Annotated in this window: 23 protein-coding genes; 11 read left to right on the top strand and 12 right to left on the bottom strand. The window is 58.8% G+C overall.

Features of this window, described 5'->3' with window-relative positions; translation table 11 throughout:
* Positions 1 to 198 precede the first annotated feature (198 nt).
* Entirely contained in the window at positions 199 to 2,052 is a 1,854-nt protein-coding gene (locus GDN47_RS03365) for an ABC transporter ATP-binding protein (protein ID WP_113395369.1), read from the top strand.
* A 40-nt stretch (positions 2,053 to 2,092) separates the two neighbouring features.
* On the opposite strand, the gene GDN47_RS03370 is transcribed toward GDN47_RS03365, so the two are convergent.
* Complete coding sequence (locus GDN47_RS03370) at positions 2,093 to 2,368, bottom strand: type II toxin-antitoxin system RelE/ParE family toxin (protein ID WP_112721478.1); 276 nt, start codon at positions 2,366 to 2,368, stop codon at positions 2,093 to 2,095.
* Positions 2,368 to 2,643 carry a CopG family ribbon-helix-helix protein gene (locus GDN47_RS03375; protein WP_113332235.1) on the bottom strand — a complete coding sequence of 92 codons (276 nt, stop codon included), beginning with the start codon at positions 2,641 to 2,643 and terminating at the stop codon, positions 2,368 to 2,370. Before GDN47_RS03375 ends, GDN47_RS03370 begins: the two co-directional genes overlap by 1 nt.
* Before the next feature lie 206 nt (positions 2,644 to 2,849).
* Between GDN47_RS03375 and GDN47_RS03380 the strand changes: the two genes are divergently transcribed.
* Positions 2,850 to 4,712, top strand: a complete 1,863-nt coding sequence (locus GDN47_RS03380; RefSeq protein WP_113332236.1) for an ABC transporter ATP-binding protein — start codon at positions 2,850 to 2,852, stop codon at positions 4,710 to 4,712.
* Positions 4,713 to 4,733: 21 nt separating this feature from the next.
* Here GDN47_RS03380 and GDN47_RS03385 read toward each other — a convergent pair whose 3' ends face one another.
* Positions 4,734 to 5,681 (bottom strand): endonuclease/exonuclease/phosphatase family protein, encoded by a 948-nt coding sequence (locus tag GDN47_RS03385; protein ID WP_113332237.1) that lies wholly within the window; start codon positions 5,679 to 5,681, stop codon positions 4,734 to 4,736.
* Between the two features lie 468 nt (positions 5,682 to 6,149).
* On the opposite strand from GDN47_RS03385, the gene petA reads away from it, so the two are divergent.
* From petA to GDN47_RS03405, 4 genes are all read left to right on the top strand, one after another.
* Positions 6,150 to 6,728, top strand: a complete 579-nt coding sequence (gene petA / locus GDN47_RS03390) for a ubiquinol-cytochrome c reductase iron-sulfur subunit (protein ID WP_113351847.1) — start codon at positions 6,150 to 6,152, stop codon at positions 6,726 to 6,728.
* Between the two features lie 14 nt (positions 6,729 to 6,742).
* On the top strand, positions 6,743 to 8,017 hold the full coding sequence (locus GDN47_RS03395; RefSeq protein ID WP_112413580.1) for a cytochrome b: 1,275 nt from the start codon (positions 6,743 to 6,745) through the stop codon (positions 8,015 to 8,017).
* 22 nt (positions 8,018 to 8,039) lie between these two features.
* The gene (locus GDN47_RS03400) at positions 8,040 to 8,906 is read left to right on the top strand and encodes a cytochrome c1 (RefSeq protein WP_069612669.1); all 867 of its coding nucleotides are present in this window, start codon (positions 8,040 to 8,042) and stop codon (positions 8,904 to 8,906) included.
* A gap of 117 nt (positions 8,907 to 9,023) precedes the next feature.
* A complete protein-coding gene (locus GDN47_RS03405) occupies positions 9,024 to 9,566 on the top strand; it encodes an adenine phosphoribosyltransferase (protein ID WP_152092625.1) in 543 nt (180 codons plus the stop codon).
* A gap of 49 nt (positions 9,567 to 9,615) precedes the next feature.
* On the opposite strand, the gene GDN47_RS03410 is transcribed toward GDN47_RS03405, so the two are convergent.
* Together GDN47_RS03410 and GDN47_RS03415 are read right to left on the bottom strand one after the other, a co-directional pair.
* Positions 9,616 to 10,083, bottom strand: a complete 468-nt coding sequence (locus GDN47_RS03410; RefSeq protein ID WP_113351849.1) for a MaoC family dehydratase — start codon at positions 10,081 to 10,083, stop codon at positions 9,616 to 9,618.
* Positions 10,080 to 10,544, bottom strand: coding sequence for a MaoC family dehydratase (locus GDN47_RS03415; RefSeq protein WP_113332239.1), 465 nt, complete (start codon positions 10,542 to 10,544; stop codon positions 10,080 to 10,082). The genes GDN47_RS03410 and GDN47_RS03415 overlap by 4 nt, the downstream gene beginning before the upstream one ends.
* A 184-nt stretch (positions 10,545 to 10,728) precedes the next feature.
* Between GDN47_RS03415 and GDN47_RS03420 the strand changes: the two genes are divergently transcribed.
* Positions 10,729 to 11,853, top strand: a complete 1,125-nt coding sequence (locus tag GDN47_RS03420; protein ID WP_113351850.1) for a hypothetical protein — start codon at positions 10,729 to 10,731, stop codon at positions 11,851 to 11,853.
* 236 nt (positions 11,854 to 12,089) lie between these two features.
* On the opposite strand, the gene ychF is transcribed toward GDN47_RS03420, so the two are convergent.
* Complete coding sequence (gene ychF, locus GDN47_RS03425; protein ID WP_069612665.1) at positions 12,090 to 13,193, bottom strand: redox-regulated ATPase YchF; 1,104 nt, start codon at positions 13,191 to 13,193, stop codon at positions 12,090 to 12,092.
* A gap of 233 nt (positions 13,194 to 13,426) precedes the next feature.
* Here ychF and clpS point away from each other — a divergent pair, with 233 nt between their 5' ends.
* Entirely contained in the window at positions 13,427 to 13,738 is a 312-nt protein-coding gene (clpS, locus tag GDN47_RS03430; RefSeq protein WP_069612856.1) for an ATP-dependent Clp protease adapter ClpS, read from the top strand.
* 16 nt (positions 13,739 to 13,754) lie between these two features.
* Here clpS and GDN47_RS03435 read toward each other — a convergent pair whose 3' ends face one another.
* The 5 genes from GDN47_RS03435 to GDN47_RS03455 form a co-directional block, all read right to left on the bottom strand.
* Positions 13,755 to 14,234 carry a GNAT family N-acetyltransferase gene (locus tag GDN47_RS03435; protein ID WP_113388934.1) on the bottom strand — a complete coding sequence of 160 codons (480 nt, stop codon included), beginning with the start codon at positions 14,232 to 14,234 and terminating at the stop codon, positions 13,755 to 13,757.
* A 1-nt stretch (position 14,235) separates the two neighbouring features.
* The gene (pth, locus tag GDN47_RS03440; RefSeq protein WP_152092626.1) at positions 14,236 to 14,952 is read right to left on the bottom strand and encodes an aminoacyl-tRNA hydrolase; all 717 of its coding nucleotides are present in this window, start codon (positions 14,950 to 14,952) and stop codon (positions 14,236 to 14,238) included.
* Between the two features lie 73 nt (positions 14,953 to 15,025).
* The gene (locus tag GDN47_RS03445; protein WP_152092627.1) at positions 15,026 to 15,757 is read right to left on the bottom strand and encodes a substrate-binding periplasmic protein; all 732 of its coding nucleotides are present in this window, start codon (positions 15,755 to 15,757) and stop codon (positions 15,026 to 15,028) included.
* Between the two features lie 14 nt (positions 15,758 to 15,771).
* The gene (locus GDN47_RS03450) at positions 15,772 to 18,138 is read right to left on the bottom strand and encodes an EAL domain-containing protein (RefSeq protein ID WP_113351853.1); all 2,367 of its coding nucleotides are present in this window, start codon (positions 18,136 to 18,138) and stop codon (positions 15,772 to 15,774) included.
* 245 nt (positions 18,139 to 18,383) lie between these two features.
* On the bottom strand, positions 18,384 to 19,001 hold the full coding sequence (locus tag GDN47_RS03455) for a 50S ribosomal protein L25/general stress protein Ctc (RefSeq protein WP_113332245.1): 618 nt from the start codon (positions 18,999 to 19,001) through the stop codon (positions 18,384 to 18,386).
* Positions 19,002 to 19,302: 301 nt separating this feature from the next.
* Here GDN47_RS03455 and GDN47_RS03460 point away from each other — a divergent pair, with 301 nt between their 5' ends.
* The 3 genes from GDN47_RS03460 to GDN47_RS03470 all read left to right on the top strand — a co-directional run bounded on the left by GDN47_RS03460 (position 19,303) and on the right by GDN47_RS03470 (position 23,577).
* On the top strand, positions 19,303 to 20,745 hold the full coding sequence (locus GDN47_RS03460; RefSeq protein ID WP_152092628.1) for a hypothetical protein: 1,443 nt from the start codon (positions 19,303 to 19,305) through the stop codon (positions 20,743 to 20,745).
* A 110-nt stretch (positions 20,746 to 20,855) separates the two neighbouring features.
* A complete protein-coding gene (locus GDN47_RS03465) occupies positions 20,856 to 22,316 on the top strand; it encodes a hypothetical protein (RefSeq protein WP_152092629.1) in 1,461 nt (486 codons plus the stop codon).
* A gap of 25 nt (positions 22,317 to 22,341) precedes the next feature.
* Positions 22,342 to 23,577: an MFS transporter gene (locus tag GDN47_RS03470; RefSeq protein WP_152092630.1), complete on the top strand. Its 1,236-nt coding sequence runs from the start codon at positions 22,342 to 22,344 to the stop codon at positions 23,575 to 23,577.
* A gap of 14 nt (positions 23,578 to 23,591) precedes the next feature.
* Here the strand turns inward: GDN47_RS03470 and GDN47_RS03475 are convergent, their stop codons facing one another.
* Positions 23,592 to 24,524 carry a ribose-phosphate pyrophosphokinase gene (locus tag GDN47_RS03475; RefSeq protein ID WP_069612657.1) on the bottom strand — a complete coding sequence of 311 codons (933 nt, stop codon included), beginning with the start codon at positions 24,522 to 24,524 and terminating at the stop codon, positions 23,592 to 23,594.
* Between the last annotated feature and the right edge of the window lie 20 nt (positions 24,525 to 24,544).

A 24,544-nucleotide genomic window follows, 5' to 3' on the forward strand; every position in this document is an offset into this window, starting at 1 on the left:
TGTTTGTGATAATGCGCCTCCAGGCCGTGAACTCACGGATTTGACTGGCGCTACAAGGCGCGTATTCGCAAGTACCCCCCTTCTTTAAGTCATTGCGCGGCCGGCATGGCCTCGTTGTTTTATCACCCGGCCACCATATGAGTCTGCGATCTTTCAGCGCAGTGGGTGGTCGAAGGGTCGAGTCTTTGGAGCATTTCAATGTTTAGCTGGTTCGAACGCCGACTAAATCCATTTCCGAGCGAGGTGCCGGACACTCCGCCGCGCGGCCTTTTCGCCTTCTGTTGGCATTATTCCAAGCCGGCTCTGCCATGGCTGATCGCTATGAGCATCCTCACCATGTCGATCGCGATCGGTGAGGTGGCGCTGTTCCAGTTCCTCGGCGATATCGTCGACTGGCTGACACATGCGGATAAGGCGACCTTCCTGCAGACGGAATGGCACAAGCTGTTCTGGATGGGCGCGATGGTGCTGATCGGCTTGCCGGCTGCGGCGATCCTCGACAGCTTCATCATGCACCAGGTGCTGCTCGGCAACTATCCGATGATCGCGCGCTGGCAGATGCACCGCTTCCTGCTGCGCCACAGCATGACCTTTTTCGCCAATGAGTTCGCCGGCCGCGTCGCCACCAAGGTGATGCAGACCTCGCTTGCCGTGCGCGAGACGGTCATGAAGATCCTCGACGTCTTCGTCTACGTGTTCACGTACTTCCTGTCGATGATCCTTGTCATCGCGGCGGCTGACTGGCGGCTGATGATTCCGATCCTGGCCTGGCTTGGCGTCTATGTCGCCATTGTCGCCTATTTCGTGCCGGTGCTACGCAAGATCGCTGCGCAGCAGGCCGATGCGCGTTCGATGATGACGGGCCGTGTGGTCGACAGCTATACCAACATCGCCACGGTGAAGCTGTTCTCGCACGCTGGCCGCGAAGAGAAGTATGCGAGGGCCGGCATGGAGGAATTCCTCGATACCGTGCACAAGCAGATGCGCAAGGTGACGCTGTTCCACGCATCGGTCTATTTCAACAACTGCGCGGCGCTGTTCATCGTCTCGTCTCTGTCGATCTGGTTCTGGCTCAGCGGCTCGATCTCCGTCGGCTCCATCGCCATTGCCATCGGCCTTGCCATGCGTGTCAACGGCATGTCGCAATGGGTGATGTGGGAAGTCTCGGCGCTCTTCGAAAATATCGGCACCGTCTATGACGGCATGGAGATGATGACGAAGCCGCACGATATCGTCGACAAGCCGGCAGCATCGCCGATCGTGGCCAAGCAAGGTGCGATCCGCTTCGACCACATTCGCTTCCATTACGGCAAGGCGAAGGGTGTCATGGAGGATCTGACCCTCGATATCCGCGCCGGCGAAAAGGTCGGCCTTGTCGGCCGCTCCGGTGCCGGCAAGACGACACTGATGAACCTGCTGCTGCGCTTCTACGATCTGGAGGGCGGCCGCATCACCATCGACGGCCACGATATCGCGGGCGTCACGCAGGACAGCCTTCGCTCGATGATCGGTGTGGTGACGCAGGACACGTCGCTGCTGCACCGATCCATCCGCGACAACATCGCCTACGGCCGTCCGGACGCGACCGACGAGGAAATCATCCAGGCGGCCAAGCGCGCCAATGCCTGGGACTTCATCGAGGGGCTGGTGGATATGCATGGCCGCACCGGGCTCGACGCGCAGGTCGGCGAGCGGGGTGTCAAACTGTCAGGCGGCCAGCGCCAGCGTATTGCGATCGCCCGCGTCTTCCTGAAGGACGCGCCGATCCTGGTGCTCGACGAGGCAACCTCGGCGCTCGATTCCGAAGTGGAAGCAGCGATCCAGGAAAACCTCTTCGCGCTGATGCACGGCAAGACGGTGATTGCCATTGCCCATCGCCTGTCGACGCTGACCGAGATGGACCGCCTCGTCGTTCTCGACAAGGGTCGGATCATCGAGATGGGCACACATCAGGAACTGGTCGAGGAGGGCGGCATCTATGCCGAACTCTGGAGCCGGCAATCGGGTGGGTTTTTGGCGGATCACGAGGAGGCCGAGGCGGCGGCGGAGTGATGAAGGGAAAATTGGGGTGCTTCGGCACCCCATCATTGTTTCAGCGATCTTCTCGTCCGTGCCATATGCGCAGAATGAAAACAGTCGAGCCTGCAATTTCGTAGCGCATTTCATAAGCGCCTACCAGGATGCGCCTGACGTCGCGAGGCTCGAATTCTTCAAGTCTTTCCCCGATGCGCGGATGCTGAAGGAGCTGCAGCGGAGCGGATGAAAGAGTTTGTGCGGCTCTGATTGCCGCAGGCCTGTTGACCGGTGCCAGAAAGTCGTAGACGCGGATCAAATCGGATTGTGCTTTCGCAGTCCACTTGATTTCGATCAACGGGATTGAGCCTCGTCTTCCGACGTGCCCAAGTCGCGCACCCAATCCCAAATAAGCTGATGGTCGACAACATTCCCGGCATCCACATCGGCCAGTGCTTCAAGTGTCAGCCTGTGACGCTCTTCCTGCAGAGCGACCCAATCATTGAGTGCTTGCTTCACGATCCATCCCCGGGAGCGCTCCAGCCGAGCGGCTATCTGGTCAACTTTTTCCGCCAACGACAGCGGAACATGTGTCGTCAGAACTTTCGTGTCGGCCGTCTTGTTGTTCATTTCGATCGCGTCCTATTCCTTGCTATAAAATAGGCGAATGATGGATTTTGTATAGATTTATCGGATTCAATCTTTCTGATTAAGTTTGATTAAATCACCGATGAAGAACGGAACTTCAAGTGCGCGGCTGAACATGAAGAAAATATAACCTTTTCTGCGGCACGCCGTGAGTTTGCGCGTGTCTCAAAATTCCCTATATCGCTGGCATGTTCATCCGTTCCGTGTTCCGTCTGTTCGAGACCTGGATTGATCCTTACTATCGCAGCGGCGATCTTCGGCCGCCGCGGTCGCTCGGTGCCTTCATCTGGTACTATGTCGGTCAGGCCAAGGGGCCTTTCCTGGCGATGGCGGCACTCGGCGGTGCCGTCGCGATGCTCGAGGCGGCGCTGTTCTGGTTCGTCGGGCATCTCGTCGATATCCTTGACAAGGTGAAGCCGGGCGAGGGGTGGTCGGGGCTGCTTGCCGGCCATGGCGCGGCGCTGCTCGGCATGGTTTTCGTCGTGCTCGTGGTGCGCTTCGTTGTCGTCAGCCTCGGCGCATTGGTCGAGGAACAGGTGGTCGTGCCAGGGTTTCTCAATCTCGTGCGCTGGCAGGCTTATCGCCATGTGGCGAGGCAGTCCGTCGAATTCTTCCAGAACGATTTCTCCGGCCGTGTCGTCACCAAGGTCTGGTCGGCGGGGCAGGCGACGGGCGATCTCGTTGTGTCGCTGCTGCAGGTCGTTTGGTTCATCATCATCTATGCCGCATCGACCATCGCGCTGGTCGGCGGGCTGGACTGGCGGCTGGCGCTGGTCATCGCGGTCTGGATCGGCGTCTTCTCCCTGCTTGCGCGATATTTCGTGCCACGCATCCGCCGGCATGCGCGCAACGCGGCCGAAGCGTCCTCGATGCTGAACGGCCGCATGGTCGATGCCTACGCCAATATTCAGACGTTGAAGCTCTTTGGCCGGGAGGAGCAGAACGACCACTACATCCGCAATGGTTTCGACCGCTTCCAGGCCGCCGTCATGCCGTTCACACGATTGTTGACCGGCGTGCGCTCATCGCTGGCGCTGCTGTCAGGCGTCATGATCACCATGATCGGCGCGCTCGCCGTCCATCTCTGGCTGGCGGGTGAAATCTCGACCGGAGGCGTCGCCTTCACGCTCAGCATGGTGCTGCGCCTGAACATGCTCTTCGGCCGGATGATGTCGCAGTTCAATGCCATCATGCGCAATCTCGGCACCATTCAGAATTCGGCCGAGATGATCTCCGAGCCCGTCGGTCTGGTCGATCGGCCTGATGCCAAGGATCTGGTCGTCACCGGGCCGGAAATTCGTTTCGACGATGTGACGTTTCACTATGGGCGCGGCGGCGGCATCATCGACAATTTCTCTCTCAACGTACGCGCGGGCGAAAAGGTCGGCATCGTCGGCCGCTCGGGAGCGGGCAAGACGACGCTCGTCAATCTGCTGTTGCGTTTCTACGATCTTGAGGGTGGGCGTATCCTGATCGACGGACAGGATATTGCCGCCGTCAGGCAGGAGTCGCTGCGTAGCGCGATCGGCATGGTGACGCAGGACACCGCTCTCCTCAATCGCTCCATCCGCGATAATATCCTCTTCGGTCGGCCTGACGCTACCGACGAGCAGATGGTGGAGGCGGCCCAGCGGGCGGAGGCGGATCGCTTTATCACCGCCCTCGAAGATCAGAAGGGGCGCACCGCTTATGCCGCCCATGTCGGCGAGCGCGGTGTCAAGCTTTCAGGCGGCCAACGCCAGCGCATTGCGATCGCGCGCGTCATGCTGAAGGACGCGCCCATTCTCGTGCTCGACGAGGCGACGTCCGCGCTGGATTCGGAAGCCGAAGCCGTACTGCAGTCCAATCTGGATGGGCTGATGCAGGGCAAGACCGTGCTTGTGATCGCGCATCGGCTGTCGACCATCGCTAAGCTCGACCGGTTGATCGTCATCGACAAGGGCGAGGTCATCGAAGAGGGGACGCATGACGAGCTGATCGCTCGGGGTGGCCTTTATTCCGAACTCTGGGCACGTCAGTCCGGCGGTTTCATTGCGGCGGATGCAGATTGAGCCACTCTGAAACTCGCCGGATCATTTCTGCCGAGGCACGCTGAACTCCGTCATCAGGCCGAAATGGTTCGAGCCCATGGCGTCGCGGATCTGCTTTACGGATATCAGCCGCAACGGCGCGCGAGCGAAGACGTGATCGATGGTGATGCCATAGGCGCCCGCAGCAATCGGCCATGTGGCGGGCTCGGGAAAGGCATGGCGAAGGCCGGTTGCCGCCAGGAAGTCGCGCATATCGGGCGTGATGACCGAGGCGTTGAAATCTCCTGCGAGAATCAACGGCCCTTTCACGTCATTAAGGACCGGAGCGAGGAGGCCAAGCTCGATCTGGTGGAACGCATCGAAATAAGGCTTGCTCAGATGAACGGAGGCGAAGTTCACGGGCTGGCCGTCCATGTCGATGGTGGCGAGAATGAAGCGATTGTCCCAGAGGCTGCCGAGGCTGCGCATGAGTTGGGTTTGGAACGGTCTCTTCGACAGCAGCAGGGAATCGCAATCGGTGGTCATCACGCCGCAGCCGATGCGGTTGGGATAGACTTTCAAGATGCGGTCCATCTCGGAAAAGATCGGTCCTGCCTCGAAGATTTCGACGACGTCGGCTTTCGAGGCGATGATGAGATCGGCGATGCGAGGGCCGTTTTCGAAATTGCTGTCCTCTATGTTGAAGGAGAGCAACCTGAAATGCTCGCCGCTCGCCTCAGCCGAAGCGACGAGCGAAGACGTGGTGTATTGCTGCAGCATGAGGACGGAGTGAACCAGCAGGATGATCCCTGCGGCAGTCAGGAAGAGCGCATACCAGTGACGCTTGAAGGCGAATGCGATCAAGGCGAGCAGGATCGCGAACAGGCTTATATGGGTCTGCAGACTTTCGAAAAAGGCCAGCAGCCAGGAATCGGCGACGTAACGCGCGGCTAGGATGCCGACCGCCAGTGTGGCGAGAACGCATAGGACGCAATAAATCGTGTGTCTCATGAGAAGTTCTCGTGCTTCGTTTTTGCTGCTTCGTATGCGCAAGATAGCAAGTGCAATCCTCCATAAATCCCGGGGGAAATCCATTTGGATTTAAGTGGTAAAGCGCAGGTCACACTGAGTGGCGAAAGTGGTGATACCGCAGTGCCTTCCGCAATGCAGCATTGAAATCATTGTCTATTTTGCCTTGCAATATAAGAAGATACTACAGAAATCCCCAGATTTTTCATGGGTTTAACTTTTCGCATCGGTACAGAAAGAGTTCAGGCTCCAGCCTTGCGACGCAATAGCGCAGTTTTGCCGCGACATTGTGCCCTGACCCCTTGCCAAGACTGGACATAATTTGCGATCAAGCTTAGAACGCAGCGGGTTACGGAGGAATCTATGGCGGAATTATGGTCGCATTGATTCGCCGTTAGTGAGAGGGGTACCGCGGTTTTGCCGTGGTTTGCGGGAAGAGGATGTGCAGCTTTGAGCGAGCATAGTACGACAGTTGAGTCCAGCGGCGAGCCGACTCGTCGCGATTTCCTTTATTTGACGACAGGTATGGCCGGTGCGGTGGGTGCAGTTGCCGTCGCATGGCCGTTTATCGACCAGATGCGTCCGGACGCATCGACACTTGCTCTTGCATCCATCGAAGTCGATGTGTCGAGCCTTGAGCCCGGCATGTCGTTGACGGTGAAGTGGCGCGGTAAACCCGTCTTCATCCGTAACCGCACGCAGAAAGAAATCGACGATGCCAAGGGTGCGCAGCTTTCGGACTTGAAGGATCCAATCGCCCGCAACGCCAATCTTCCGTCCGATGCACAAGCAACCGACGTTGCCCGTTCGGCCGGGGAGGGCAAGGAAAACTGGCTCGTCATGATCGGCGTCTGCACCCATCTGGGTTGCATTCCACTCGGCCAGGCAGGTGAATATGGCGGGTGGTTCTGTCCCTGCCATGGTTCGGTCTACGATACCGCCGGTCGCATCCGTCACGGGCCTGCGCCGCAGAACCTCTTCATCCCGCAATATGCGTTTACGTCGGAAAAGAAGATCAAGGTCGGTTGAGGGGGAGCTGAATCATGAGTGGTCATTCGTCCTACGAGCCATCGACAGGGCTCGAAAAATGGGTAGACGCGCGGCTTCCGCTGCCGCGTATGGTCTACGATAGTTTCATCGCCTATCCGGTTCCCCGCAACTTGAACTATGCCTATACGTTCGGCGCCATGCTGGCGGTCATGCTGGTCCTGCAGATCCTGACCGGCGTCGTGCTGGCGATGCATTACGCGGCCAACACGGCGATTGCGTTCAACTCGGTCGAAAAGATCGTCCGCGACGTCAATCACGGCTGGCTGTTGCGGTACATGCACGCCAATGGCGCATCTTTCTTCTTCGTGGCCGTCTACCTGCACATTGCCCGCGGCCTCTACTACGGCTCCTACAAGGCGCCGCGCGAAATCCTCTGGATTCTCGGCGTGATCATCTACCTCCTGATGATGGCGACCGCCTTCATGGGCTACGTTCTGCCCTGGGGTCAGATGTCTTTCTGGGGTGCGACCGTTATCACCGGTTTCTTCTCGGCCTTCCCATGGGTCGGCGACTGGATCCAGACCTTCCTGCTCGGCGGCTTCGCCGTCGATGATCCGACGCTCAACCGCTTCTTCTCGTTGCACTATCTGCTGCCGTTCATGATTGCAGGTGTCGTCATCCTGCATATCTGGGCGCTGCATGTGACCGGCCAGACGAACCCGACCGGCGTCGAAGTGAAGCTGAAGACCGACACTGTCGCCTTCACGCCCTATGCGACGCTGAAGGATGCGCTTGGTGTCTCCATCTTCCTGCTGGTCTTCGCCTATTTCGTCTTCTACCTGCCGAACTTCCTCGGTCATGCCGATAACTACATCCCGGCCAACCCGCTGAAGACGCCGGCTCATATCGTTCCGGAATGGTACTTCCTGCCGTTCTACGCGATGCTGCGCTCGATCACCTTCAACATCGGCCCGATCGACTCCAAGCTCGGTGGCGTTCTGACGATGTTCGGCGCGATCATCGTGCTGTTCTTCCTGCCCTGGCTCGATACGTCGAAGATCCGCTCGGCCGTCTATCGTCCCTGGTACAAGCTGTTCTTCTGGCTGTTCATCGCCGATGCCATCCTGCTCGGCTGGCTGGGCTCGCAGCCCGCGGAAGGCATCTACACCACGGCTGCGCAGTTTGCGACGCTGTTCTACTTCCTCTTCTTCCTCGTCATCATGCCTGTGCTCGGCATTGTCGAGACACCGAGGCGCATTCCAAATTCGATTACGGAAGCGGTTCTTGAGAAACAGGGCGGTAAAGTTGCCGCTTCGGTTCAAGCATAACCGGCGATAGAGGAAGAAAACGATGAAAAAACTTGTTGTCGGCCTTCTATCCTTGACGCTCATCGGCGGCCTCTCGACCGCTGCCGTGATCGCTGCGGAAACGAAGCCTGCCGCGGAAGCAGAGACGCCGCACTATCCGCTGAAGGAGCCGCGCGAGCAGCATTGGACCTTCTCCGGCCCGTTCGGCTATTATGACAAGGCGCAGCTGCAGCGTGGCCTGAAGGTCTACACGGAAGTCTGTTCCGCCTGCCATTCGATGAAGCTGGTGGCTTACCGCACGCTGGAAGACCTCGGCTATACGGAAGCACAGGTGAAGGCCTTCGCTGCCAATTACGAAGTGCAGGACGGCCCGAACCCTCAGGGTGAAATGTTCAGCCGCAAGGCGCTTCCGTCTGACCATTTCAACTCGCCGTTCCCGAATGACGAGGCTGCTGCGGCCTCCAACAACGGGGCCGTGCCGCCCGATATGTCGCTGCTTGCCAAGGCACGCGAAATCGAGCGCGGCTTCCCGCAGTTCATCTTCGACATCTTCACGCAGTATCAGGAAGGTGGGCCGGACTATATCTACTCGCTGCTGACCGGCTACGAAGAGCCGCCGGCCGGGTTCAAGGTGCCGCAGAACTCGCACTATAATCCGTATTTCGATGCGGCTGCGACCTTTGCGATGCCGAAGCCGCTTTCCGACGGCCAAGTGACCTATGACGATGGCTCGCCGCAGACTGTGGACCAGTATGCGCGCGACGTGGCGGCGTTTCTGATGTGGACCTCCGAACCGCATCTGGAAGATCGCAAGCACCTTGGCTTCATGGTCATGGTATTCCTGCTGATCTTCTCAATCTTGATCTATCTCACCAAGCGTTCCGTCTATGCAAAGGCCGGCGCTCACTGAGCATCGCGACAATGATCGAGAAAAGGCGGCCCGGCGAGGTCGCCTTTTTTGTTGGTATAGCGCCCTGGTATTGATAGGGTGCAACCGGCCCTATCACAGCCTGAGAGACTATATTTGATGAACACTATTGCTTCGGAGCTTGCCGCCAGCATCCGCTCCATTCCGGATTACCCCAAGCCCGGCATCATCTTTCGCGATATCACGACGATGCTTGGCGACGCCAGGGCATTCCGCCGTGCTGTCGATGCGCTGGTGCAGCCTTACGCCGGCACGAAGATCGACAAAGTCGCCGGAATGGAAGCACGCGGCTTCATTCTCGGAGGGGCGGTGGCCCACCAGCTTTCGTCCGGCTTCGTGCCGATCCGCAAGAAGGGCAAGCTGCCGCACGACATCGTCCGCATCGCCTACAGCCTGGAATATGGTGTCGACGAAATGGAGATGCACCGTGATGCGGTCAATCCGGGTGAGAGGGTCATCCTCGTCGACGACCTGATCGCGACGGGCGGAACCGCCGTCGGCGCGACGAAGCTTCTACGCCAGATCGGCGCCGAAGTGGTTGCCGCCTGCTTCGTCGTCGACCTGCCTGAACTTGGTGGCCGCAGGAAGCTCGAGGAGCTTGACGTGCCGGTTCACACACTGGTGGAATTTTCCGGTCACTGACCGCGTTCGGAAGATTGGCGAGGGCCGTTATGAACGGCCCCGCAGCTCGCTATTCAGAGGCAAGCACCGTGCTTTCGAACCGTAGGGCCGGCAAGCCGTCCTGGTTTATTCCGTCACAAGCGAGTGTGTAGAGCGTCCAGCCCAGGCGCGAGGCCAAAGCGCGGCTACCAAGGATCGCAACGCCATAACTGATGGTATCGCCGGCAAAGACGGGCCGCAGCCATTGCAGCTTCGTAAAGCCGGGCGAGGGGCCGAGAACGGGCGGCGTCTTGCCCTCGGCGGTCAGTCTTGCCGTTTCGGATTTCCAGTAATCGACGAAGCTGCGCATCCACATGGAGCAGCTATGCCATCCCGAGGCACAGAGGCCGCCGAACAAGGAATGCTTGGCTGCTTCCGCATCCATATGGAAGATTTGCGGGTCGAAGCGCGAGGCAAAATGGACGATGCCCTCAGGCGTGAAGGTATGGCTGCCGATGTCGATGCGTTCGCCGACAGCGTAGAGGTCGCTCATCTTCATGCCGAAACCTCCGCGACGCTGCGCATGCGGATCATGACCGCATTCTCTCCGAGGCAGACCAGTTCGCCGCGTTGATTTTCGACCTCGTGGCGAAACTTGACGATGCCGATGCCGGGGCGAGAACGCATGGCGCGTATCTCCACGACGATGGACCGGCCAGAGAGTGTATCTCCGGCCAGAACGGGCTTTTTCCACTCCATGAAATCGATGCCGGGCGCGCCTTCGGCATCGGTGGCAAGGAGATAGGAGTCGCACATCATGCGCATGAACATGGACGATGTATGCCAGCCGGAAGCGGCAAGGCCGCCGAGAATGCTGGCACGGCCGGCTTCCTCGTCCAGATGCATCGGTTGTGGGTCGAATTCGCTAGCGAACTCGATGATCTCCGCCGCCGTTACATGCTTTGGGCCGAGCGGAAATTCTCGTCCCGGCAGGAAGTCTTCGTAGACGAATTTCGTCATATCTTCTGTCGTCCTCCACGTCTCGTTTATCGGCAATCGCATGGCCCGCGGTGCTGGCGCAAGCATTTTCACGGTCAATACAAAGAAGGGACGACGATGACTGTCTATTGGCCGCCGACAGCCCTTGATTGTATGCCGGCGATATGTTGAGGCTTGGTCGTGGCAAGATGATGTGAGAGCTGGAATGAGCGAACTCAAAGTCGCATTGGAAGAGGCAGCCGGCGCGGGGATCATTTCCTCCAGTCAGGCCGAGAGATTGCTGCCCTATCTGGCGGACAAGAACATCGGTGCGTTGCCGACCGGACAGGGTCTCTCTGCACCGCGTTTTCCAGATGATCCCAACCCTCTGGAGGATACGGAAGCGCCGCGTTTCGTGCGGGGCTTTCACGATGTGCTCATCACTATCGGTCTCGTCGTTTTGCTCATCGGGCTATGGGGGCTGGCGAACCGTTATGCGCCCTTGCTGGCAATCGTCGTCCTGGCCGAGATCCTGGTGCGCCGACAGCGGTTGGCGCTTCCGGCCGTGGTCTTGACCGTCGCGCTCGTTGTCTGGATTTTTTACATGGTGGTCAGCTATGTGAGTTCCACACCGACGCTGAGCGATAATTTCACGGTCGGCGCAATCGTGCTGGTGGCGCCATTTCCGCTGTCGCTGGCCTTGTTTTACTGGCGCTACCGCGTCCCGCTGTCGCTGGCCTTGTTCCTGTTTTCGCTGTTTGGCCTGTTTCTCGCCGCAGTTTTCTATGTCGCCGGCACGGTAACTGGCTCTTCGAATGTGCCAGCGGATTACCCCATCCAGACGATGATGATCCTGCTGGTGACCGCGCTTGGCAGCTTTGCATTGGCAATGCGCTATGATCTCAGCGATCCGCAGAGAGTTACGCGCCGGTCCGACGTTGCCTTCTGGCTGCATCTCGCAACGGCGCCGGCTCTGCTTTATTCGACGATCCTCTTGGCCTTGCGCCTCGAGCTCGCCAGTAGCGGCATGGTCTTCACCAATCTCACCGATGCCCTCTTCGGGGGCTATCTGCAGGCGGTGACCGTCCTCGTTGCGGTGCTGGTGATGATGCTGATCGGGCTCGTCATCGATCGCCGCGCCTTTGTGACTGCCGGCCTCGTGTCGCTGGGCTTGGCGACGGCAGCCATCCTCAGGCACAATAATGCCGAGCTCGACAAAGTCGGATTCCTGGTGCTGATGATTGTCGGTCTGGTCGTGCTCGTTATCGGCATCGGCTGGGCCGATCTGCGGCGCATCGTCGTGCGACGCCTGCCTGCCGGTCTGCAGGCGAGATTGCCGGCGCTGAGATAGAGCTTTTCCGCTTTTCTTCGAATCGCGAAAACGCTCTATCCTTTTGTTTTAGAGCGGGATGCCGAAAAGTGTGCGCGGTTTTCGGACGACATCCCCCTCTAACTTTTTAATTTAGAGACGGATTCAGATTTCAGGTCGAACAGACCTGAAATCATCCGGCTCTAATGCATTTCCGGACGGAAAACCGCTTCGCACTTTTCCTGAAATTGCTTAGGCGCCGGCAAGAAAAAAGGCGATCAGGTGTTGAAGCGGAAGTGGATGACGTCGCCGTCTTGGACGACGTATTCTTTGCCTTCGTCGCGTGCCTTGCCGGCTTCCTTGGCACCGGTTTCGCCGTTGTAGGCGATGTAATCGTCATAGGCGATCGTGTTGGCGCGAATGAAGCCGCGCTCGAAATCCGAGTGGATAACGCCGGCGGCCTGCGGAGCCTTCGTGCCCTGTTCGATGGTCCAGGCGCGTGTTTCCTTCGGGCCTACCGTGAAATAGGTGATGAGGTGCAGGAGCTTATAGCCTGCGCGGATCAGGCGATCGAGGCCAGCTTCGTCGAGGCCGAGCGCGGAAAGGAATTCCTTTGCCTCTTCGTCGGGCAACTGCGCCACTTCCGCCTCGATGGCTGCGGAGATGATGACGACCTCCGAATTCTGCTCCTTGGCCATGGCAGCCACGGCCGCCGTATGCTCATTGCCGGTCGCGGCATCGCCTTCGGCGACGTTGCAGACGTAGAGCACCGGATGCGAGGTCAGCAGGTTCAAGCTCTTGAGGATGCGGATCTCTTCGGCATCGAGCTTCGAGAGCAGCGTGCGAACCGGCTTGCCTTCCTGCAGCAGCTTCAGCGAGGCTTCCATGATTGGCAGCATGGCCATGGATTCCTTGTCCTTGCCGGTGGCGCGCTTGCGCGTCTGCTCGGTGCGGCGCTCAAGGCTCTCGAGATCGGCGAGCATCAGCTCGGTCTCGATCGTTTCGGCATCGGCGACGGGATTGATGCGGCCTTCGACATGGGTGATGTCGCTATCTTCGAAGCAGCGCAGTACATGCACGATGGCATCGACTTCGCGGATGTTGGCGAGGAACTGGTTACCGAGACCTTCACCCTTCGATGCACCGCGCACGAGGCCGGCAATATCGACAAAGGAGATGCGCGTCGGGATTAGTTCCTTCGACTTGGCGATGTCGGCAAGCTTGCGCATGCGCGGATCGGGAACGGCCACTTCACCCGTGTTCGGCTCGATCGTGCAGAACGGATAGTTGGCCGCCTGTGCCGCCGCCGTCTTGGTCAGCGCATTGAACAGAGTGGACTTGCCGACATTCGGCAGCCCGACGATACCGCATTTGAAACCCATGGCACCTTGTCCATATCTTGAAAATCTTTGCTGTGCCTATGGGGGAAGGGCCGTTGCGGGTCAAGTCTTGTGCGGGCAAGGAGGCTTTTTTCTGCCGAAAGAGAGGCAGAAGTCGCGCGAATACTCCTTTGTATTACCTGAGAGGCGCTGTCGTCCTTGAACCGTGTAGTGCGCTGCACTATAATTTCCGTATTAGCCCAAAGCCTCTTTCCCTGTCGTCAACGGTGATGCCGATGAGTGACAATGATGTCGTCCTGAAACCGAAGACTAAAACGAAGCCGAAGGTCGAACGGCCGAAGCTCTACAAGATTATTCTCGTGAACGATGATTATACGCCGCGGGAATTCGTCATCATGGTGTTGAAGGCCGTCTTCCGCATGAGCGAGGAGACCGGCTATCGGGTGATGATGACTGCACATAAGCTCGGCACTTGCGTGGTCATGGTCTGCGCGCGCGATATTGCCGAGACGAAGGCGCAGGAGGCGGTCGATCTTGCCAAGAGCGCCGGTTTTCCGCTGATGTTCACGACCGAGCCTGAGGAATAGGAACGGTTGCGGCCTGTTAGGTGGCTGCGGGTCGGCGGATATGGAAGCCGGTCTTGTCCTGCTTGAAGCCGCAATTGGCGTAGAAACGCAGCGTTGCTGGGTTCTTCGAACCGGTCAGCAGCATGACCTTGTAGCAGTTCCTCTCCCAGGCGCTTGCGAACGCCTTATGGATGAGCGTGCCGGCAAGACCGCGCCGACGGTAGTCGGCATGGGTCACCACATTCTCGATCAGGGCATAGGGCGCGCCGCCCCGCGTGAGATTCGGGATGACGGTCAGCGTCACCGAGGAGACGGCCTTGTCGCCGTCAAAGGCGGCCAAGATCGTCATGCCGGAATGCGCGAGGATTTCCGCAAGGCGGCTCTCCGCGAGGCTTAGGTCCAGTATCGGATCTTCCGTGTGCAGGTGCCGGTAAAGTGCAAGCAGCGTCGGGAGGTCCGCCATCGCGACCGACCGGATGACGATATCCGCCGCGCTTTCCACCGCTATTTCCGACATCTCAATCGTCCTTCTTGCCGAACATCCTCTTCAGCATTTCTGCCATAGGCCCGGTTTCCGGAACCTTCGGCTTGATCTGATTGCGCGCCTGATGAATGTGGGACTTGGCTGGCGCCTTCTTTTCCGGCTTGGGCGCGTCGTCTTCCGCCTTGCCGCCAAGGGCAAGCGCGATCTTGTTCATTAACTGCGAATCTTCACCGCGCACCAGCATGTCGGCATTATCGGCAAGCGCGTCGAACAGCGGCTCCAGCCAGCTTTGATCCGCTTTGGCGAAATCGCCGAGAACGTGATTGTGCACCAGTTCCTTGGCGCCGGGATGACCGATGCCGAGCCGCAGACGGCGGTATTCCTTGCCGCAATGGGCGTCGATGGATTTGATGCCGTTATGGCCGCCATGGCCGCCGCCGGTCTTCAGTCGCGCCTTGCCGGCTGGCAGATCGAGTTCGTCATAGATGACAACGAGATCGGACGGCTGCAGCTTATAGAAGCGCATGGCTTCGCCGACGGCTTCGCCCGAGAGGTTCATGAAGGTCTGCGGCTTGATGAGCAGCACCTTCTGGCCGCCGAGTTCGCCTTCGGCAATCTCCGCCTTGAATTTCCTCGACCAGGGCGAAAAGCTATGGCGGCGGTGGATCGCATCCACGGCCATGAAGCCGATATTGTGGCGGTTGCCCTGATATTTAGCGCCCGGATTGCCGAGGCCCGCGATGAGAAGCATACGCTTCATCCCTTCGAAAATGCCGATGTCCTTCACCACAGCGATTTGACGGCAAAGTCAAGGCGGGATGCGGTCAGTCGCCGAGGTGCAGGCCGTACTTCAGGAAAATCCGCTTTTGCGTTCCGTCGGCAATCAGCGCATTCAGCGCTACCTGCATCCTGTTCAGGAGATCGGTCGGGAAATCCTTGTGGCAGGCGATCCCCATGGGCTGTTGCGAGAGAAGGGTCACCTTTTCCACGGCGTTGCCGTCTTTCTGCAACTTGTCGAAGTAGAATTCCGAGATCGGCATCAGGTCGATACGGTCGCTCATCAGCTTCTTGAGCGCGGCCTTGAAGTCGCTGCCGACGTCGATGCGCGGGAAGTCGTTCCGGCGCAGGAGCGCTTCCGTATAATCTTCTCGCCAGGTGCCGACGAGATATTTCCTGGCTTCGGCGATGTTGCCGGCGGTAACACCGGAGCCGCTATGCTTGATCAAAACATTACGGTCGATCAGCACCGGCTGCACCCATTTGAAGAGCTTGTCGCGTTCTTCGTTGTGAGCTGCGACGAATACGCAGGTCATGGGTTCCATCAGCGCCTGATTGTAGGCTCGCGCCCAAGGCATGATGTCGATCGTATAGTTGACGCCGACATCGGTCATCACCTTCCGCACCTGGTCGGTGGTCGCTCCGACTACGGTCTTACCCTCACGATAGTTGAAGGGCGGATATTCCTCAGTGGTGAAATGGATCGTCTCGGCGTGGACTGAGGAGAAGAGTGTGAGCGAAAACAGGCTGGTAGCAATCATAAGCAGCGGTTTTCGCATGCGGTTCCTCATCGCTATGACGCTTGTGCTACGGGGGAAGGGTGATGTTGGTGCGAGCCGACCAGCGTCCTTACCAGATTGTCCGGATGCAGCGGCCGGTAGAATAGATAGCCCTGGCCATAGTCGATACCCATGGCACGCAGGGTTGCACATTCCTCCTCGGTCTCCACGCCCTCGGCAATGACCGTGCAGTTCATCTTGTGCGACAGCGTGGTGATGCTTTCGACCAGCATGCGGCTCTTGGCGCTGACATCGGACGCAGTATCGTTGATCGCCCGGATGAAGGATTGATCAATCTTGATGATGTCGACGGGGAAGCGATTGATATAGCTCAGCGAGGAATAGCCCGTGCCGAAATCGTCGAGCGCGATGCGGCAGCCGTAGCGGCAGATTTCGTTGATGACCATGCGCGTCTCCGGATTGTCATCCATGAGGACGGCCTCGGTGATTTCCACGACGATGCGCTGGGGCGCGATTTCGTAGCGCGCCAGCAGGGCCGCAATGCGCAGCGGCAATTCCTGCTCGAATTGCAGCGGCGAGAAGTTGATGGCGAGATAGGTGTCCTGCATGCCCTCGATCCGAGAGAGGCGAGCAAAATCGGCGATAGCCTTCTCCATGATGCGGTTGCCGATGCGAATGATGGAACCCGTCTCCTCCGCGACCTCGATGATGCGGCCAGGCGGCAGGATGCCTTTCTGCGGGTGATGCAGACGCATCAGCGCCTCGAAACCGGCGATCGAGCGGTCGTCTATATTCACGACGGGCTGCAGATAAGCTTCGAACCAGTCTTCGCTGAGGCCGGTTTCGATATGGTTCTCCAGTTCGGCCCGGCGGCGGGAATCGTCCAGCATGCCGTTGTCGAAAATTTGTGCGCCGTTCTTGCCATCGCGTTTCTTGGCATACATGGCGATATCGGATTTCAGCAGCAGTTCGGCCGCGTTGGCGGCCTGACGCGGGTAGATCGCAATACCGATGCTGGCGCTAAGGCGCGCATCGCCGATGAAGGGTGCCTCGAAGGCCTCGGCGATAAGGGCCGCCATGTCGATCGCTCTTGCTTCCGCATTCTCGGCCAGCAGCAGCATGGCAAATTCGTCGCCGCCGAGGCGCGCGGCGATATCGCCCGGCGCCAGGCATTTCTGGAGGCGCGATACCAGTTCGCGCAGTGCCGCATCACCGGCGGCATGGCCCATATTGTCGTTGATCCACTTGAAGCGATCGAGATCGATGAAGAGGCAGGCGAGCTCACGTCTGCGCAGATCGGCTTCATTGATCTTTGCGTCCAGCGCGCTCTCGAAGCCCTGGCGGTTGAGAAGGCCGGTCAGATGGTCGGTAATCGCCTGCCGCAGATTACGGTCTTCCGACTGCTTGAGTTCGGTGACGTCGGTCATGACGGAGAGCGACAGACCGTCCTGGATCGCAGTTGTTTCGAGGATCAGGACATCCATGATCCGCCCATCCTGGCAAAGGAATTTCACCGTCACAGCGAGGCGGGCGGCACTGTCGGGGTTGCCGCGTTTGCGCTCGATATATTGCATGCGCGAATCCGGCAGGATCAGGCTTGCAAACTCGCGGCCGATCACCTCGGCGCGATCATAGCCTGTCGCCGCGAGCCAGTAGTCGCTGACGGCAGCGATGCAATCATTCTTGTCGAGCGAGAAAAGCATGGCGGGCGTCAGATTATAGGTGTCCGTCGCCCGGCGATGGGCCAGCTTCAGTTCGTTTTCCTCGCGCTGGAGTTTGCTCTGCATATCGTTGAAGCTGCTGGCAAGCCGGCCCATTTCGTCGTTCGACTGCCAGTCGACATGATGACGCGAGCCGAGCCGCCGTGTGGCCTCGATGGCATGCGTCAGCCGCATCAGGGGCTGGATGACAAAGATACGATTGCCGATCAGCGCCGCGCCGAAGACCGTCAACACAGCGAAGATGAAGATGGAGATGAAGACGATCTCTTCGCTCTTCAGACCGTCGAATAGGCCGAGCTGAGGATAATAGACCGTGATGGTGCCAAGCCGCTTCGCACCGTCGACGCCGTTGTAGATGATTGGCCGGTCAACGGACTCCAGATTGCCCTTGTAAGATTTCGGGATGGTCGATTGCGTGACGTCGAGCTGGCCGGAAAGATCGCGGACGTTGACACGGACGATCGCGCCTTCGGCAACGGTGGTCGCGCTGATCTGGGTGACGCTGTCTTCGTCGAGGTCCCATAGCGGCTTTGCGAGGGCCTGGGCATTAGCGACGAGGAGAACCGTTATGTGATCCTTGATTTCCTTTTCGGCGCGTTCGGACGACAGAAAAAGGAAAAGGACGAAGAGCGGCGCTACGAAAACCAGCAGCGCACCGCAAACGATCGCGAAAAACCTGTTTTCGACCGAATGGCTCATAGTTCCGTTAGCTCCCCGGTCATAGACCAGCGGATTTTGGGCGCGCCGCTTTCTACAACTCTTTCGCGTAGATTTTCATGAATCCGTTAAATGTTGCTGAAACTGTGGGGTTAATGGAAATCAACGATAGTATAGATCCAAGACGTTCTTATTTTTACTTTCTCTAATATTTATTCCCGGGCATGAAAAAACCCGCCGTCCCAAAAGGGAGGCGGGTCTCAAATGCTTCAGGTCGAAGATGCCAATCAGGCGCTGGCTTCTTCGCCGCCTTCTGCTTCGTCTTCAGCAAGGCCGGCTGCCGGAGCAACGATCGTTGCGATCGTGAAGTCGCGGTCAGCGATGACCGGGGTCACGTTCTTCGGCAGCTTGACAGCCGAGATGTGGATGCTGTCGCCGCTCTTCAGACCGGAGAGGTCAACGGTGAAGAATTCCGGGATCGCATCGGCCGGGCAATGAACTTCGACTTCGTGGCGAACGATGTTCAGCACGCCGCCAGCCTTGAGGCCCGGGGACTTCTCGTGGTTTTCGAAATGAACCGGGATTTCGACGGTGACCGCCGTGTTGCCGGAAACGCGCAGGAAGTCGACGTGAACCGTGAAGTCACGGACCGGATCGAGCTGGTAGTCCTTCGGCAGAACCTTGATCTTCTTGCCGTCGACGTCGATCGTTGCGATCGTCGTGAGGAAGCCGCCGGCGTGGATGCGCTTCGTCACCTCATTGGTGTTGAGAGCGATAGAAATGGGGGCCTGCTTGTCACCATAGATGACAGCGGGAATGAGACCATTGCGGCGAAGTTCACGGGCGGACCCCTTACCAACCCGTTCGCGCGCCTCGGCCTTGAGCTCGTAGCTTTCGTGGCTCATAGCTATTCCTTTCGAGGTTATTTGGAGAGTTCATTCGCTCGGTCATGCGCCGTATCGATTGAACTGGAGGAGGGCGTACCCTGCCTCATCCGCGTTGCCTCCAAGGGTGTCTACGCGGACGCGTGGCGTATAATACAAAGCGGCCAAAGGTGCAAGCACCCCCGGAATGCGAAGCCTTGTGGTGACATTGCAACTGCCGCGAACAAGCCTGAGGTGGCATGTCTATCAACGCCTTGACATATACCCTCGGCCCCATCAACAGTCGAATCCAATCGATTGGCGTCAGAAGGAGAGGTCGGGCATGCGTTCCAGAGCAATCGCCGCCGCGGTTTTTTCCATGGGTCTTGCTGGCGCATCACAGGCTGCCGACGTCAATGAGCAAGGCGCCAAGGAACTCCGCAACATCCTGACCCATTCGCTTTCGCAGGACCTTGCCCGCAGCGATTTCGTGACCGTCAAGCCGGCCGGCGATCAATATGAGATTACCTACGATCTCGCGAAATTCTTCGACAAGATCAATTCGAATGCGTTTTCGGTCACGGGTTTCAAGCCGCTCTCCCTCTTCGCGCAGCCGGTCGAACAGGGACGGTGGCATCTGACGGGCGACAACAGCCTCGATGTCGCCCTGCATTCGCCGACCTCGGACATTGCCTATTCGATCGCCTCCAGTTCTTTCGACGGCATTTTCGATCCTGGCATCGAAATGATGCGGTCGATGGGCATCAAGAGCAGTGGCATGAAATTTTCGAGCGCCGGCAGCGGCCCAAAAAACGGGCGCAAGATCGATGCGACCATCGACAGCGCCTCCTTTGCCCATACGGTCACCGACAGCAGCGAAGCCGGCAAGGTCGACCTGCAATTGCAAGGAACGCTGCAGCGCTTGCGTGAGCAGTTCACCGTGCGTCCGGACGCTTCGCCCATCATTTTTAGCGCCGATAGCGTCGATACCAATGTCACAGCGACAAGCCTGCCGGTGAAGGATCTGCGCGCGCTCATCCGTTTCTTCGTTCAGCACGTAAAGGCTAAGCAGCTGTCGCAAAGCGGCAGCGAGAAGTTCGAGCAGCTGGTCCATCAGGCCCTGCCGGTTTTCGGTTCGCTCGGCAAGACCGTGACCGTGAACAACGCGCTGGTGGCAACGGAGAGGGGCAAGGTCGGCGTCAAGCGCATCGACTATAGTTTCAAGATGGACGGCCTAACCAAGGCTTCGAACGTCAATCTCGAGCTTAGGGCCGAGCAGTTCACCCCCGATGCCGATCTCGTGCCGGCTGCCTTTACGCCCTTCCTGCCTGCGGCGCTGGACGTTCAGCTCGGCGTGCCCAATATCAACTTTGCCGGTCTCATCGATGCCGGGCTCGATTCGATTGCAACACGGGCGACGCCGGTTTCCGGCGAGGCTCTGAAACGCACGATGTTCCCGAGCGGCTATGGAACGCTGGAGTTCCCGAAGATCAGCGCAAAGTCTGACGTCTATGACGTCGAGGTTTCCGGCGCGCTGAAGGGCTCCACCAAGCCGCATTCCGGCATTTCGCTGCAGGCGACGATCCTGGCGCGCGACTTCGACAAGACGGTTGCAGCACTTCAGGAGGCCGCCAAGGCTCAGCCTCGTTTGAATAGCGTTTCTTTCAGCCTGCTCGCCGCCAAGGGTTTTGCCAAGACCGACCCGGACGGCCGTCTCCGCTGGGACATCACCATGGATGAAGACCGGACGGTGACGGTCAACGGACAGGTGATGAAGAAGCCTTGAGGTTTGAGGACAAGCCCATGTATCAGGGCGATGATAAAGTTCCATGCGAAAGGCCACTCGGCTCTTTCCAGATTTCCACGTTTCTTTTCCATCATATTTGGGGGTGAATTATGCGTTTCAAAGCGGTTGCCACGGCGGCTGTTCTCGCTGCCGGCGTGGCTGGCCTTGTGCAGGCGGCTGACGTCAGCGAGCAAGGTGCCAAGGATCTCTACGGCAATCTGACCTATTTCCTGCCTGATGATATCGCCAAGAGCGGTGCGATTTCGGTCAAGCCGGTCAGCACGCACTATGAAGTCACCTATGATGTGCAGAAGCTGCTCGACAAGTTGAACGTGAGCGATTTCGCCATCAGCGGCCTCAAGCCTTTGATGATGCTGGCGACGCCGCTCGATAGCGGCCTCTGGAACATCGAAGGCAACAATGCCTTCGATATCACGGCGAAGTCCAAGCCCGGCAGCGGTCCCGACACCGAATTTCGCTATGCCCTGGCGTCATCGACCTTCCAGGGCGTGTTCGACCCTGCGCTTCACTATCTGCGTTCCATGGATATGAAGGGCAACGGCATCACCATCGCGACAAAGACCACCGACGCAGATAAGAGCGTCCAGAAGAATGACGCGACGGCCGACCGTATCGTCTATACCCTGTCATCGGCAGACAGCGGTGAGCCGGGCAGGCTCGATCTCAAGATGAACGGCAGCCTGCAATCGCTCTACGACAAGATTTCGGCCGACGATGCAACGCTCGGAGAAATCAAGATCGCGGCGATCGACTTCAACGCTGGCGCGACCAGGCTGCCGCTGAAGGCGGTGAATTCCCTGTTGCAGTTCGTCTCCGAACACAAGGATGAGAAGACGCTTTCCGATGCCGACAGCAAGGCGGTCAAGGCCCTGCTGATGGATGCGATGCCGATTGTCGGCTCCTTCGAGGAGTCCGTCGCGATCAAGGACATTGCGGTCACGACGCCATTCGGCAATGGCGGCGTGCAGAAGATAGGCTATTTCTTCAAGGTAGCCGGGCCAGCCAATGCCATGAACGCCGATTTCGGCCTGAATGCCGAGAAGCTTGCCCTGGAAACGGGCCTGATCCCTGAAGACTATGTCGCCTTCATTCCCGATACGGCCGATATACAGGTACAGGTGCCGAACCTGAATTTCTCCGCTCTGGCGGATGTGTTCCAGCAAGCCGATTTGAAGAACCCGGAGAGCGATAAAGCCCTGGACGAGAAGCTGCAGAAGGCCATGTTCCCCGACGGGACGATGACCATCAACTTCCCGAAGATCAGCGCCGTCTCGGGTCTTTATGATGTCGAGGCTTCGGGCAGTATGCGCGGTTGGCTGACCGAAAAGGACCGCGTCGCCATGAAGATGACGGTTCTTGCCCGAGATCTCGATAAGACGATCGCCGCCATCCAGGAGGCCGCAAAGACCAAGGAGGATCTGTCTCAGCTCTCCTTCGGCCTGATGATGGCCAAGGGCTTTGCCAAGACGGATGCCGATGGACGCTCGCGCTGGGATATCGATCTTTCCGACGACGGTCACGTGACGGTCAACGGGCAGGTCATGAAGTAAGCCATTCCGAAATCAGAATGCGATCATGTTCGTCCTGAAGCCGCTGAGCCAGCGCTCGATCTCTCTCCTATGGGCAGGCCAGGTGCTGGCGGCTACAGGCTCCGAATTCTACATGGTCGCAGTCGTCTGGATTGCGGCCGACTTCATCGGCCGCGATGCGGGATATGTCTCCGCATTGCAGTCCGGTGCGCTGCTGTTCGGCAGCCTGTTCGGCGGCATCGTCACGGATCGCTGGCGGCACAGCACGACGATGATTACTGCCGATCTGCTGCGTGCGGCTCTATTGCTGATGCTGTCCCTGGCAGGTCTTCTGCATCTGATGAGCCTGCCGCTGTTGATCGTGCTTGCCGGAAGCATCGCGTTGTTGACGTCGACGTTCGATCCGTCGCTGCAGGCGACTCTGCCGGTGATTGCCGTCGATGCCGAAGTCCGGCATGCGACCAACGGCTTGTTCGATGCCACCCGCCGCATGGCGCGTATTCTCGGCCCGAGCCTGATCGCGCTTGTGAATGGGCTCCTGCCGAAATCTCAGTTCTTCACGGTCACGGCTGCTACCTTCATATTGTCGGCGCTTGCCGTGTGGCTGGCGGTGGCGAAACTTCCAACGCCGCCGCGGCGCCGGGATTTCTCCGGAATGGCGGCTGTGGTGGACGGCGTTCTCGGTGGCTGGCGCGCAGCGCGGGGCCATGCGGCAATCCTCTATGGCCTCTTCACCAACCTGATGGGAAACGTTGCCTGGGCGATGGGCATCCTGCTCGGCATGATCCTGCATTTGCGCGAAACCAGCGCCAACCCGTTGACCGACTATAGCCTGATGATGACGGCCTACGGCGTCGGCAACCTGACCACCAACCTGATCCTCGGCAGCGTCAAGCCGCGCCGGCCGGTGGTCTGGATCATCGTGGCGAAGCTCATTTTCGGATCTGGCGTTTTCCTGCTGCCGCTGATGCATGATCGGATCGGGTTGATGATCGTTGCCTGCTTTGCGGCGATCAACGGTCCCTTCGAGAACCTTGCCACGCTGCACCTGATGCAGACGCGCTGCGAGCCGCATCGTCTGGCGCAGGTCTATCGTCTATTGATGTGCGCGATATTCACCGGCCTGCTTCTGGCCTACCTGATGTCGCCAACCCTGTTTGCGTGGTTCGGCATCGGGCCTTCGATTATGGGATCGGGCGCGGCCGTCTTCATCTCGGGGCTGTTGGGCATTGGTCTGCTCGCATGGAAACAGGCGCATCCTGCGGGAGCAAAGGCCACCTGAGGCGGGCCTCAGGCTCAGTCGAACAGGCTTGAAACCGATTCTTCCTGGCTGGTGCGGTTGATGGCTTCGCCGATGAGGGTCGCCGTCGTGATGACGCGGATATTCGGCGCCGAAAGTACGGCGGTCGTCGGCTGGATGGAATCGGTAATTACCAGTTCCTTCAATTTCGAATTTGCCACGCGGGTCACCGCGCCGCCGGAGAGAACGCCATGAGTGATATAGGCGGTAACGCTTGCCGCACCTTGTGCGAGCAGTGCTTCGGCAGCATTGCAAAGCGTGCCGCCGGAATCGACGATATCGTCGATCAGGATGCAATCCTTCCCGGCCACTTCGCCGATGATGTTCATCACTTCGGACTCACCCGGGCGGTCGCGGCGCTTGTCCACGATCGCCAACAGACAGTCGAGACGTTTTGCCAGGGCGCGGGCGCGCACGACACCGCCGACATCGGGCGAGACAACCATCACGTTGCCAATATCGTAATTCGCCTTGATATCGCGCGTCAGGATCGGAACCGCATAGAGATTGTCCGTGGGAATATCGAAGAAACCCTGGATCTGGCCGGCGTGCAGGTCGAGGGTCAGCACGCGGTCAGCGCCGGCCTCGGTGATCAGATTGGCCACCAGCTTGGCCGAGATCGGGGTGCGCCCCGAGGCGCGACGATCCTGGCGGGCATAGCCGAAATAGGGGATAACCGCGGTTATGCGCCGCGCCGACGAGCGGCGCATCGCATCGATCATGATCAGCAGTTCCATAAGATGATCGTTGGTCGGAAACGACGTCGGCTGCACGAGGAACACATCCTCGCCGCGTACATTTTCCTGGATCTCTACGAAAATCTCTTGGTCGGCGAACCGACGGACGCTAGCTCTTCCCAAGGGAACGTTGAGATAATTGCAGATCGCTTCGGCAAGATGCCGGTTCGAATTGCCTGCGAAAACCTTCATTGTGGCCCGCCTATTACCAA

This window comes from Martinezella dioscoreae, from assembly GCF_009176305.1.
GTDB classification, from domain to species: domain Bacteria; phylum Pseudomonadota; class Alphaproteobacteria; order Rhizobiales; family Rhizobiaceae; genus Rhizobium; species Rhizobium dioscoreae.